Source organism: Mucilaginibacter sp. P25, assembly GCF_050859465.1.
Lineage (GTDB): Bacteria > Bacteroidota > Bacteroidia > Sphingobacteriales > Sphingobacteriaceae > Mucilaginibacter > Mucilaginibacter gossypii.
In genome coordinates this window covers 6,781,273-6,793,585 of sequence record NZ_CP193937.1, presented here as the reverse complement: position 1 = coordinate 6,793,585, position 12,313 = coordinate 6,781,273, and the positions used below count along the sequence as shown (strand labels likewise).

The following is a 12,313-nucleotide window of genomic DNA, read 5'->3' as shown; positions in this document are numbered from 1 at the left end:
CCTGCCGGTTAATGCGACAGGTGCTTTTTGTTACTTGGTTTTATAAACCTGATTAGTCGGCGTATGACCGGCGGGAACCACGTTATCGGTTGGTGCAACATTGGTAGAAATCTGGCAGATTTCGTTTGCCTGTGGCGAACATGTTGCGGTGCTCGGGTTTGGAACTGTTTGCGTCCAATGGAAATTGCTGCCGGTGGTTTGCCTTGCGTAATAAGTAGTCGCGTTTGATTTAGGGCTTAATGCGAAAGCACTACCTACGCCTGAAAGGGCGGCTACGGCCATGAGGGCCATTCTGATCTTTTTCATGTTTTTTGTTATTTAGAGATGTTCACGGGTTTTACCACAGGACCCGTATTAACCTGATTTCGCGCGCGAGAAATATCTTATACCGTAATAGTTTTGGAATGTCGTTTTGGTTGTTGCTTCCGGTAATGTCGAAGGGCGATCCATCCCAGGGCAACAAATACCAGGTTCAATAAAAAATGCGAACCCCAGCCCAGTGATTTGATGATACCGCCACAGGCACACGGTGCTTTTGGGAACAGGTGAAGCAGTGCAGCCCCGATATATAAAGTAAACCCGGTCATCATTGTGAAGAATGCATACAAGCCCGCCACGCGGCTTTTATCGCTGATCAGTAAAACGGCAACTATGATTTCAGAAGCCGGCAGGGAGTAGGTCATAATCGACGTTAACCAATTGGGCATGTGCTGAAATAGCATAGAGACCTCGAAGTTTTTGAAGTCCAGTATTTTGCTGAAACCGGTGTAAAGGAACAACAGCACCATTAATCCAATGATCAATTCGTAAAAAATTCTTTTTTCATGTTTAAGCTATTAGATGAATAGGAAATGAAACTTCGTTGGGACGTGTGACCCGGAGCAGAAAATGCAGAATTCCCATATTGCCTGACCAGAAATCCGCCGTTGGGTTAAGCTGTGTACCGTCAAGCCAATAGCACTGTCCCTTTGCCCGGTAACAACTGTTCAGCAATGCGCCCTGTATCGCATTGGCACGATCAAGCCAGGCCCGGTCTCCGAAAACACGGAACGCTTCAAGATAGATCTCACCAAGACCGGCAAGACCATTGCCAAACGCGCAGTTATTGCTGGTAATATATAAAGGATGGTAAGACAGGACTTCCGAAGCAATTCGTTTATATCCCTCATCCCCCAATACCTCAAACGCTTTAATGTAAGTAAGTGCGACTCCCGAAAAACCGTGTTCAAGCCAGGGATCGACGATTTTGTTGCCAACACTTACCGTCCAGGTCAACCGGCCATTTTCCTGTTTGCGTTGCTGTGTAAGCCAATCCAGCGCTGCAACGATCCGTTCTTTGAGATCCTGAGTGCCATACCGCCCATAATAGCTTAACAGAAAGTAAACGATCCCTGAAACACCGTGTGAAAAGCCTGTGACCTTATCTCCCCTGTTGTTATCTGCCGATCGTGTCGTTACCCAGGAGCCATCTCTTTCCTGATAGGCCACGATCCGGTTTACGATCTCGGCAAGGTCAAATGGATTGGTTTCAAATAAGGTTTGTCCCATCAGGTAGAATAGCGATAATCCCTTTCCTGAAAACCCGTTGCAAACGGATAAGCTAATGATTGAACCATCGTCTGTTGGAACCGCCTTGCTCATAAAGTTGAGGAGAAGGACCGTACTGTCAGTCTGTTTAGATAGCTCGACCGCTAGTATCTGCAGGTCGCGTTCGGAGAGTTCGATCTTTGCAGAACCATTTGGCAATGCATCGGTATGAACTATAAAGAGCTTTTGTTCTTCATCAGGAAAATATTTGTTAAACAACAATAGGGTCACAATTTCAGCCTTACCGGCTTTTGCCAGTAGCAGATAAACGGTTCTAAAACCTTCGGTCAATATTGCTTCAACCGATTTGAGCTGCATGTTGAGAGGATAGTCAGGAGTTTTATGCGATGTAGTGGTCAAAACAGTATCGTATAATTCCAAAACATGTCGGATCTCGCTTAAGGATGGTCGCGATGCCGGATCTTCGCTGAGACATAATGTGATCAGTGAGACTAACGACCGGGATTCTATAAACCAGGAAAGGCTTTTTTCCAGTAATTCCATTTCCACATGGTTCAACCGGTTTGGCAGGAGACCTGTCAGCACCGAGATGAGCAATGCTCCTAAGCTATAGATATCATCAGCGAAAGCGGGTTCTGAACATGCGGTCTGCGCAGGCGACATATAGCCGGGCGTGCCCAAAGTAAATGCAGCAGTTCTTGCCGGGCTCCCTAAATCATAAGACAGTTCGATATCAATGGCAAACACCTGCCCGGTCCGCGTTACGATAAAGTTTGTCGCGGTCACATCACGGTGTACTATTTTTTCTTCATGAAATATGCCCAGGATCTTCACAATCTGTAACAGGTAGGCGATCATCGCCCTTTTTCTTTCGACCAGTACAAAACGCCATGTATGCCCCTCCGATAATTCAGCCGCTTTCTCCGTAAGTGAAACGCATTCTTTGTATTCCATAGAAAAGAAAGCATCACCGTTCAGCTCAAAATAGGCTATGGGTTTCGGGAGTATGCCCTTACTTTCAAATTTTCGATGTATATCGTATTGCTTATAGGTAAAGCCTAAAGTTAATCGTCTGCTGTCCGTGTTAGTCCTATCCTGACAGTTATAGCTCTGATAACGATGATTAATCATAAAGTCGTACCTGAATCTTATTAGATCGAGTACATTTTTCTCGATGCCTTTTGTTGTATCACAAATAAATTATACATGTATCTGAACTTCATCGACGGATATTTTTTATATAGTTGATTTATAGTTAACTTCAATAATTAATTATGGAAACTCCTATAGATGATCTCAAACACTGGTTCCTCGCACTTGCTCCGACAGAGCAGAACAACTTGGGGGTAATAGATCATTTTGCTCATAGTAGATCGAAACCTTCCATTGAACAACACGAGTACGCTTTTGGTTTTTTAACCCAACTTGGCTCTTTCAATTTGGAACCTAAAGAAACTATTCATAAGACTTTGTTTTTTTCTAATTCATTGATTTTAAGATATATGCATTTAATAAGCGAGAGACATGGCAAACATGGATGAGTATTCTGCTTGATACTCATGATGAATATACGAAGAAAGGCATGCCCGAAATTTCTTTGGAAATGCTTGATCAATTTAATAAGCTCAAAGAAAGTTGGGTTGCAATTTCTGAACGCTGGCTTGGCCTTACTACAGGTAAATCGAGCAATGAATCTATTAATAAGTGGTATTTACAGGAACTACTTAAAGAAGTACGTCGTGAACGCGATTGATTTAATTATGTCAAAGAGCCCTAAGCAGATTTGAACTGAAAATGACTGGTTCGAAAAGCTCACGTTTAAGGGTTAATGAAAATGCTCCATTTCATTTAAAATGCGCTTTTGTTCAATTAAGGGATTCGAATTTTGCCCAGTTAGGTGATGTAGAAACGATGGCGCTTGTTTACTTGGGCAATTTATTGAATAATACATTGTGAACTCTCGGTGTGGTAAAGGAGAGCATTTTCACTTTGTGGTTTAATCCCCGTTCAAAATTCACAGTCACTTTAGAATCGCTAATCTGGAACTTATCCGGTTCCGTTCTTACAAGAGTGAAGGTAGATTTATTCTTTCGAGTAATTATTAGTTTCCCTTCGACAAGGCTAATAAATAATCCCGATTCAACCTCATTAGAGTAGTATTCGCCTATATAGTCCGATAATTTACCAGGTATTCGATGAACATATGTAAGTTTTGCAGTAGGTGCACTAATACTTGCAGTCAGATCTTTCGATGTTTTAAATAACAAGTAGTGTAATGCTGCAAAGTCATTGGTGAATTTGTCTGATTCTGCATTGTTGCTAAGCCAAGCTATTGACACATCTTCATCGGGGTAATACTCAAGTAAAGCACGGTAGGCCGCTGTGGCCCCGTCGTGACTAATTACTTTTCGGCCTTTGACGAAATCTATACGCAAGCCGGCGGCATAATTATTTTGTTGGCCATTATTTAGATTTACCAGATGCAACTGTTCTGGAAACAACGACGGCATGCCCAGTTTTCCGCTTGTATAGAAGATATTCCAACGTAAAAGATCCTCAGCGGTAGTCAAAAGCCCGCCATTCCCATAAACATCTTCGTTGGGCATATCTGTATAAAAACCATTTTCACCCTTTGCATAGGCAATAGCGCGGTTTGGCACAATCGTCCTGATATCCGTTCTCCATTGGGTATGATTCATGCCCGCTGGAATAAAAATCCGCTTTCGTGTAAAATCTGCGAGGCTTTCCCCGCTTGTTCGCTCGACGATAGTCGCCAACATTACATAATTAGTATTGCTGTAAGCATATACAGTTCCTGGCTCCTGGTTTAATGATCCTTGTTTGGTCATGATGGAAAGCACTTCCGCATTAGTATATACTTTTGTACCGCGTGGCCAGTCGGATAAACTCATCAAGCTACCCCAGTCTTTTAGCCCGCTTGTATGGTGCATCATTTGTGATAGGGTAATTGTGTTTCTGTACCTGGGCAGTTCCGGAATATATTTGCGGACATCATCATCGAGTGACAACTTGCCTTCCTGTTGTAAAAGTAAAATAGCAGCTGCCGTAAATTGTTTAGATACAGATCCCGCTTCGATAAGCGAAATCTTGCTGAGTGGAGTAAAGCGTTCCATGTCAGCCATGCCTTGCGCTCTTGAGTAAATTATTTGACCATGACGGCTGATAGCGAGTTGGTAGCCGGGATTATCAGAACTGTAGTGATCAAACAGTTGATCGATTTGCCCGATCGTATCCTGCCAACTCTGACCCCGAGCGATTTCGCCAAAGAAAATGGAACAGATCAAAACCAATATAAACATTCTCATCGAAGCCTTTAATATTAAGACATATGAACTGATAATATTGTTACTGGGATTTGTGTTTTTAACCTGTAATGGGCTTGACGTCAGAACAGCCGTTTATGAACGCTCTACCTATGTTTAACTTGCAATGTTTTCGAATTTATTTAGAGAATAATGCGTCCACCAAATCGGATTCAAACCGAAATAATTGGTTCGAAAAACGCACACTAAGGGTTCATCAAAAGTGCTCTAGTTTGTTTAAGACATACATTTGATCTAAAAGTTGGTTCGAATTCCGCCCAGTTAGGGGATCATTAAAAATGCTCTAATCCCTTTAAAATGCGTATTTGGTCTAAGGAATGGTTCTAATTCCGCTCAGTTAGGGGATTGAGAAACGATTATCTTAGCCCAATTAGGGCTCAAATTATATTATTTAAGTGCTTAAAAACCTCATAGTTCTATTAGCGTTCCAAGCTCATTTGCAGAATTCTCCAAATAAAGCCTTACAACTATCTCAAGTTGAGATGAAGCAAGTGGCCGCAAGTCATCCAAAATGGGGAGAAAAGCTCCCTATTAGCTAGTCGGCGGAGTTAAGCCACAGCATTTAAATCATACAAGCCTCGCCTGGCTCAGAAGCAAGTTCCTGCTAATCGATGAGAAAAAACATCCGAACTCCGCTACTAGGCGGACGGTCTCTTTACGAAAGTATCCAGATGCAGACCACCCACCATTTGGAAAAGCATGAGCTTCTGATCACCGATAACCTGGACTGGATCAGATAGCCCCCGCTATTGCGGAGGGCGAATGCTGTCAGGGGTGAATGCCGGGTCCTTTGGTCTGACCGGCCAGAATTTCTTTTTGCAGATCCTGTAACTGCTTTTGCAGGGTCAACTCAGCAATCTCTCCCTGGTATTTATGCTGCACCCGGAAGTTGAAGAGCTGGGAAGGGATCGAAAACACTGCCTTTAAAATATTGACCGGGATGCTCAATCCGGCTTCGATCTCGCTGGGTTTACTTATATCCTGCTCAATGAGCATGCCGCTGGCAAATTTCGGAATGTTGACCCGTTTGACCAGTGGCGTCCTTTTCAAAGGTACGATCAGCAAACGGCTGCAATCAGGCACCTGGATATCGGTAGTAGCCACGCCCTGAACGCCGGGTGTGCTGGGATCGATGCTCACGCTCAACGTGGTCAGCGGCCGAGTAATGATGCCCGAAGCTACATTCATACTACCAGCTGCGATATCACCCCTGGTGTGGGCGGCGGTGAATTTAACCAGGAAGGAGGCGTCGATCGGCGTATCGGCGTCGGTGCGAAATTTCCAGTCAAAAGTCACATGCTTATTTTTCAGCTCCGCAGCGGTAACTACAAAAGTATTTTCATAGATTTTGATCAGGCTGCTGAGGTTTGCCTTGACGGCGGCGGGGCCAGCGGGCGGCGCTTTCAGGCTTAGGATCTTGGAAGGCGCATCGCTTAACTGGCCAATGATCGCGGCTAAGTGGTCATCGCTCGAACTATTGATGTTATTAAGTAATCCACTCGGACCGGTCACCAGCTTGAGCTCATCACTCATAAAAGGCGACGGCAGATAATCCAGCCCGATAAGAAAATCAGTATCCGGTATGATATTGACCAGCGTCTCGAAAGTAATCTCGATCAGCCGGGCGGACTGAAAGGCGCTGGAGCCATCGACTGCTATGGTGTTGATGATCTCTACACTGCAGCTTGCTTTGAGCTGTAGCGAGGCGGTAGGCAAATAATAAGCCATGGCTACGGTGGTCTGCGGCGCGGTCACCGGTATTGACTTTAAGATCTCCAGCGAGGAATGCCAGGCCAGGTAAATGTAGAGGAGGATCAGCACAGCGATTACGCCGGTGACGATCAGGATGGTTGCACTCATGATTATTTGCTTAACTATTTATTTACTGTGAAATATATCGTTGATCAGATCAGCGCGGATGCTAATACCGGCAGTGATCTGGAGCCCGCTCAACCCGTCCACAGATTCGCCGCTTTTCGGGAAAAGGTAATAGGCTTGCAAACCGGCAGTAATCTGGCCGAAGCTGAGCGAGAAGCCGCCTTCAAAGCCCAGGAAATGATCTCTTTTGGACGGGAAAACATTCAAATATTGTTTGGTGCCGTCTTCGGTTTGCAGCAGGTTCCTCACGTCACCTTCTATCCAGCGACCGGAAATACCCAATTCATAGCCACCTTCGACGCCGGTGTTACCGATGGTGCCATTGATGATCTGTCGGCGGTACAGCAAGGCCGCGCCAACGGTCGAGGCAGATTTTGCGGTGACCACTTTGGTTGTGGCGTCCTGGGCGATCTGCCAGGTGGAGGTGGCGCCGGTCACGTAAAAGTGCAGCCAAGACTGATCGTCCCAATCCAGTTTACGAAAAACTTCAAACAGGCCGGATTTCAGCGGACTGCCATTGCTGGGCGATAGTAAGAACGCCCCATAACCGGACTTAATGGTGTCCTGGGTGGAGGCGACCGCGATTTTGATTGTATAAATGGTTTTTGGGCTGGCATAGGTAAAACCGATCGTACCGGTTCCGGTGGCTGCTGTCGGATCGGTGGTTCCGGCGGCAACGCCCCTGACGTCGCCGGTGGCAAAAATTGCTAGCGAAGGAGAAGTGATCTGGCTGATGGCCCTTTTCAGGGCGGAGATCTCCTGCTGGATCGCAGTCACGTCAGCCGGCGCGGCGATGTTGTTATTGTTAAGGTAAGTCGCAATATTAGCGCTGGACTGGGAAGCCAGTATCGCATAGGCCACAGCAATATGGCTGGTTGGCTGACCGGCATTGCCATTGAATTGCACCAGGTCAGGATAAGCTTTATTTGCGCTTAAGAGCTTGGCAAAATCGTCTTTGTTATCCCGGGCGTAACGCGAAGCGGCCTGCCACTTGGCGATCTCGGTAGCAGCGCGGGTCGGCACCGGCGGGCCTCCGGGTGCGGGCGGAGCCGGCGCAGCGCGGGTAAAGGAGCCCAGGAAGGTCGGCGCGTCCGCAGTACTGACTTCCAGATCTGTGCTGTTTATCCGGCCTTTTAGGCTGTTCAGATTTGATAAGGTTTGAGCTGCAGCATTTTTTGGTAAAAGTGCGGCCAGCAGTGCCAGGCCTATCAGGAGTTTAAAAGTTGATTGGATAGTGATCTTTTTCATGATTAAAAGGTTGGGTGAATAGTTTGGATTAAACGATGGGGTTGAATTGTGCGCTGAAGTGCATGATGGGGGCCGCCGGGCCGATCCCCGTGATGGATAAACCGGAACCTGCGCCGTCCCACCAGGTAGCCGGCGGATTTCCGCCGGGCGTAAATGTGCTGAACCCGCTGGCATGGAAAAGATCAGTTTGATCGCCCTGGTTGGCATTGTGCTCCAGGTCATGATGCCCGTCGGCTTGAATAAGCGAGCATTCGTAATGCTGCGCCTCGGTCATCTGCTGGTTCTCCTGGTTACCGGCCTCATCAATATGCCAAATCGCCAGCCCGGCGGCGGGCAGTGCTTTATCCCTGCCACTTTGCTGGCGGTTCTCCATGAGGAAATACTCGGTCTCGGTTTTTTTGGCGATATAGAAATCATTCATACCGGCTTTGATCGGTACGGCGTTTTGCTGCGTGAGCGGCGTGAGTGAGGCTGCCCAACCTGCTTTATATTTCAGGTAAGCTGAGATATTGACCGGGTTGAATTTATCGGCATTGCCGCCGCCGCACATCAGGCAATACTCCCCGATACCTGCAGAATCTTGTCCATAGTCGTACAGATCAGGGAAATTGCAGACCATGTGGCCGTTCTCATGGCAAAATGTACCCAAGCTAAGCTGTGTACCCATATTGCTGATCTGGTAATCATAGGCGTTCCTGCCAGGGCCGAGCGGAACAGCAGCAGTCAGGTGGAAAGAATGCGGCCAAAGACCCTGCGACCAGTTGTTGACCACTTCGCCGGCGTAAAATACGTTGATGGCGTAGACATATTCCTGGTCGTCCGCGGATAAATCACTAAAATCAAAGCCGTTGTTGTTCAGGCTCTCGAGCGCTTCGGTAATGAGTTCGACTGCACGCAGAGGCTGCTCAAAAGATTCATCGGTATAATAGTCCCTGGGATTTTTAGCGGTATAATAGTCCGAAACGATATTGGTATACTGAAGCTTTCCTCCAGAATTCTCCAGGTAATAGTCATGTACCGAGCCGTTATTGCCATAACCTTTATAAACTTTTTGATTACAAAAGTCGCTGACATCCTTTTTGATGATGGTGCCAGCCACATCGGGAAACTGGATCAGCAGGCAAAGGCCGACATAAGTTCCGGTCGTTGGATGAGCGGGCGGCGCCGGCTGAAGGCCTTTAAAAAGTCTTCGGGCTTTTTCTGCTTCCCAACGCTGTTTCCAGCGCTGCCTGCCCGGCGGCAGGCCCGGCGATAAAAGCGCCAGCGAGCGAACAGCGCCGGGGATGTTGCGCAGCCCTTTTGTTATGGTCAGGGCACCCGGATCAGCTTTACCTGCTTGTATTCCCGAAGGAGTGAGCACGCCATTGGAAATGACAGCATAATGGTAGAACCTGGTCTTGGGGTCCCGGATCACGGTATAACCGTCCAGGGTTTCAAAATGCGCGTAGTGCTGGTCTCCCCAGCCGCGGACTTGCAGTAAACTGCCGTCCGGCTGCCGGAAGGTGAACTGCTGAGCGTAAAATGGTGCGGGCATTGTGCTAAGTATTTAATTATCTGTAAATTGACAACCAAATTTACCGGGGTGGCACGTGCGCTACAACCGTAGATCAGCGGAATAAATTACCGTATTTATACGGTAAGCGAATGCGCTAAAAATCCTTTGCTGGGAAACCCCGGATGTGCAACTTGCAGATGTATTCAGGAAGAATTACATTTAGATAATAAACATTATTCACAATTAAATCCTTAAAAAAATGCCTGTTAAATTAGACTTCGATCCCGATGGCAGCGCGCCGCTGCTCCCGATCATTTATGCAGAGATCGTAACGATGGTAAAAAATTACCATGACACGCCTGGCCGACCCGATGACACCAAATCCTGCTGGGTGAGTGTCAATGAACTGATGGAACTGATCAGCGCCAACAAGGCCAATGGTATCCGGATCTATTATGGCCGTCACAATCCTACGGACAAACTTTATCCAGGCCGTCACAATGTGATCTTGGTCTCGACTTTTGATGCCGAGAATCCACAGAACCCGACGTCGGAAACCAGTGTGGATCAACTGAACTACACCGCGCCGGCACTGATCAATTCGGTGTCTTATTCCGGCCAAGGTGGCGATGCGATACCGCTTTGCCCCCGCGTTGCCCGCCAGGCGCACAATTATAACACTCATCTAAAAAATTATGCTGGAAGGACTTCTTATTGGCTGTATACCGGCTGCCGTCGGTCTGATTATTGCCGCCTGCCGCTATCAAAAGCTGGAACCGCGTTGGTTTCGGCTTTTTCCCTGGTTCCTGCTGATCACGATCTTGTTTGAATTTGGCGGCTATGCCTATTCTTTTGTACTAAAGGCCGGCAGTAACCATTTTATTTATAACATGAACACCTTCATCGAATATAATTTCTATTTGCTGGTGTTTTACCTGGCGGTGAGCGGGCACCGGCAAAAAAGCTAATGCTTTTGCTGATCGGCTGTTTTCTGCTCAGCTACGTCATATTTGTGTTTATCACCGGTAGTTTCCAGGTCTATAACTCTCAGGCGATCAATACCGGTGAATTACTGACCCTGATCGCCTGCGTGATCTATCTGGCTGAGCTGCTGATGGCCGAACAACAAGTCAACTTCTTTTCGATCCCGATGTTCTGGATCACGACCGGTATCCTGATCGCAGTGGTGGGTGATTTTTTGTACATCGCGCTGTTCGATTATATCCTGAGTAATAAACTGGATCCAAATGGTGATATTTATGGGGTGATCTCGATCACACTGAGCGATATAGAATATAGTATGGTTAGTATAGGCTTGCTTTCAACTTTTCTATGGAAAAAACACAAATAATCTGGCTGGTCTGCTTTATTAGCCTCCTGCTGATTTTGCTGGTAGGCTTCCTGCTGTTTGTGCTGTTCTGGCAACGCGGCAGAAGCAACCGATATATCCGCGAGCGCGAGGCGCTGCAAGCGGCTTTTAACGAGCAATTGCTGCGCTCACAGCTGGAGATACAGGAACAAAGTTTTAATACGATCAGCATGGAGATCCATGACAATGTTGGCCAAACGCTGAGCCTGCTTAAAGTACAGCTCAATATTATTGAACAGGTCGATCAGCCGGAGAAAAAGCTGATCCGGGAAGCCAAGGAGAATGTCAGCAAAGCCATGGCCGATCTGCGGGATATTGCCAAGAGCATGAGTACCGAGCGCATCCGATCGGCTTCACTGGCGCAAATGACCGAGCATGAATTGAAAAGGATCAGCCAGACCGGCATACTTACGGTCGAATTTACCTGTAAAGGTGCCGAAACTAACCTGGACGTAGAGCGCAAGCTGATCCTGTTCCGTATTATCCAGGAATGCCTGCAAAATATCCTCAAGCATGCAGAGGCAAAACTGCTCACGCTGGGACTTTATTATGAAGAGGATCATTTACGGATACTAATCAAAGATGACGGTAAAGGCTTTGATCAGCAGATCGTGGATCAGCAGTTGACCACCGGGCTGGGCATCCGCCATGTGCTGAAACGGACAGCCATTATCGGCGGGGCCACCAAAATTGAAAGCAAACTGCAACAAGGAACTCAAATCACTTTATCTATCCCATATGCCTGATATCATTCATATCGCGATCGTGGACGACCATGCGCTTTTTCGCAAAAGCCTGAGTGTGCTGATCGGTCTTTTCCCCAAATACAAGGTGATCTGCAATGCCGCCAATGGTAAGGACTTTATTGGCCAGCTGCAGCCGCCAAATTTGCCGGACATCGTACTGATGGATATCAGTATGCCGGTCATGGATGGTTATGCCACCACCGCCTGGCTCAGGGCCAATTACCCGCAGATCAGCGTGCTGGCGCTGAGCACCATGGATAGCGAGACAGCGATTATCAAAATGATCAAAAACGGCGCGAAGGGTTATTTACTCAAAGATACCGAGCCGGAAGAGTTGAAAAGAGCGTTCGAGGATGTGATCGCGCGGGGTTACTTTTATAACGAGCTGATCTCACACAAGGTATTGAAGAATGTCAACCAGCTGACGGATGCCGGAAATACTATCTGCGGTTTTATCAAGTTATCGGAACGCGAGATCGAGTTCCTGAAACTGGCTTGCACGGAGCTTACCTATAAAGAGATAGCCGACAAATTTTTTGTCAGCGTGCGTACCGTTGAAGGTTATCGTGATATACTCTGCGACAAGCTAAGCCTTAAAACACGCGTTGGGCTGGCTATGTATGCAATCAAAAACGGGCTGGTGAACTTATAGATAGGATCTTTAAAAGCTGTGGCTCCGTCTTTC

14 protein-coding genes are annotated in these 12,313 nt (G+C 47.0%); 7 read left to right on the top strand and 7 right to left on the bottom strand.

The annotated features are described in order from the left end of the window. Window positions 1-30 precede the first annotated feature (30 nt). The 3 genes from ACRQ5D_RS34345 to ACRQ5D_RS34335 form a co-directional block, all read right to left on the bottom strand. Window positions 31-306, bottom strand: coding sequence for a DUF6520 family protein (locus ACRQ5D_RS34345; RefSeq protein ID WP_432328165.1), 276 nt, complete (start codon window positions 304-306; stop codon window positions 31-33). 77 nt (window positions 307-383) lie between these two features. Beyond that, window positions 384-815, bottom strand: a complete 432-nt coding sequence (locus ACRQ5D_RS34340; protein WP_432329960.1) for a MauE/DoxX family redox-associated membrane protein — start codon at window positions 813-815, stop codon at window positions 384-386. 13 nt (window positions 816-828) lie between these two features. Next, window positions 829-2,679, bottom strand: coding sequence for a lanthionine synthetase LanC family protein (locus tag ACRQ5D_RS34335; RefSeq protein ID WP_432328163.1), 1,851 nt, complete (start codon window positions 2,677-2,679; stop codon window positions 829-831). A 143-nt stretch (window positions 2,680-2,822) separates the two neighbouring features. Between ACRQ5D_RS34335 and ACRQ5D_RS34330 the strand changes: the two genes are divergently transcribed. After that, window positions 2,823-3,089, top strand: coding sequence for a hypothetical protein (locus tag ACRQ5D_RS34330; RefSeq protein ID WP_432328162.1), 267 nt, complete (start codon window positions 2,823-2,825; stop codon window positions 3,087-3,089). Next, complete coding sequence (locus ACRQ5D_RS34325; RefSeq protein ID WP_432328160.1) at window positions 3,086-3,301, top strand: hypothetical protein; 216 nt, start codon at window positions 3,086-3,088, stop codon at window positions 3,299-3,301. Before ACRQ5D_RS34330 ends, ACRQ5D_RS34325 begins: the two co-directional genes overlap by 4 nt. 169 nt (window positions 3,302-3,470) lie before the next feature. On the opposite strand, the gene ACRQ5D_RS34320 is transcribed toward ACRQ5D_RS34325, so the two are convergent. The 4 genes from ACRQ5D_RS34320 to ACRQ5D_RS34305 all read right to left on the bottom strand — a co-directional run bounded on the left by ACRQ5D_RS34320 (window position 3,471) and on the right by ACRQ5D_RS34305 (window position 9,552). Next, on the bottom strand, window positions 3,471-4,868 hold the full coding sequence (locus ACRQ5D_RS34320) for a serine hydrolase domain-containing protein (protein ID WP_432328158.1): 1,398 nt from the start codon (window positions 4,866-4,868) through the stop codon (window positions 3,471-3,473). Window positions 4,869-5,660: 792 nt separating this feature from the next. After that, on the bottom strand, window positions 5,661-6,752 hold the full coding sequence (locus ACRQ5D_RS34315) for a hypothetical protein (protein WP_432328157.1): 1,092 nt from the start codon (window positions 6,750-6,752) through the stop codon (window positions 5,661-5,663). A gap of 18 nt (window positions 6,753-6,770) precedes the next feature. Next, window positions 6,771-8,018: a hypothetical protein gene (locus ACRQ5D_RS34310; protein ID WP_432328154.1), complete on the bottom strand. Its 1,248-nt coding sequence runs from the start codon at window positions 8,016-8,018 to the stop codon at window positions 6,771-6,773. Window positions 8,019-8,046: 28 nt separating this feature from the next. Continuing rightward, on the bottom strand, window positions 8,047-9,552 hold the full coding sequence (locus ACRQ5D_RS34305) for a M6 family metalloprotease domain-containing protein (RefSeq protein WP_432328152.1): 1,506 nt from the start codon (window positions 9,550-9,552) through the stop codon (window positions 8,047-8,049). A 220-nt stretch (window positions 9,553-9,772) separates the two neighbouring features. Between ACRQ5D_RS34305 and ACRQ5D_RS34300 the strand changes: the two genes are divergently transcribed. From ACRQ5D_RS34300 to ACRQ5D_RS34280, 5 genes are read left to right on the top strand one after another with little or no spacing between them, the layout of a single operon-like run. Further along, on the top strand, window positions 9,773-10,342 hold the full coding sequence (locus ACRQ5D_RS34300; RefSeq protein WP_432328149.1) for a hypothetical protein: 570 nt from the start codon (window positions 9,773-9,775) through the stop codon (window positions 10,340-10,342). Then, the gene (locus ACRQ5D_RS34295) at window positions 10,335-10,481 is read left to right on the top strand and encodes a hypothetical protein (RefSeq protein ID WP_432328147.1); all 147 of its coding nucleotides are present in this window, start codon (window positions 10,335-10,337) and stop codon (window positions 10,479-10,481) included. Before ACRQ5D_RS34300 ends, ACRQ5D_RS34295 begins: the two co-directional genes overlap by 8 nt. Then, window positions 10,481-10,864: a hypothetical protein gene (locus tag ACRQ5D_RS34290; RefSeq protein ID WP_432328145.1), complete on the top strand. Its 384-nt coding sequence runs from the start codon at window positions 10,481-10,483 to the stop codon at window positions 10,862-10,864. Before ACRQ5D_RS34295 ends, ACRQ5D_RS34290 begins: the two co-directional genes overlap by 1 nt. Continuing rightward, a complete protein-coding gene (locus tag ACRQ5D_RS34285) occupies window positions 10,846-11,628 on the top strand; it encodes a sensor histidine kinase (RefSeq protein ID WP_432328144.1) in 783 nt (260 codons plus the stop codon). The genes ACRQ5D_RS34290 and ACRQ5D_RS34285 overlap by 19 nt, the downstream gene beginning before the upstream one ends. Next, window positions 11,621-12,280: a response regulator gene (locus ACRQ5D_RS34280; protein WP_432328142.1), complete on the top strand. Its 660-nt coding sequence runs from the start codon at window positions 11,621-11,623 to the stop codon at window positions 12,278-12,280. Before ACRQ5D_RS34285 ends, ACRQ5D_RS34280 begins: the two co-directional genes overlap by 8 nt. The last annotated feature ends 33 nt before the right edge of the window (window positions 12,281-12,313 follow it).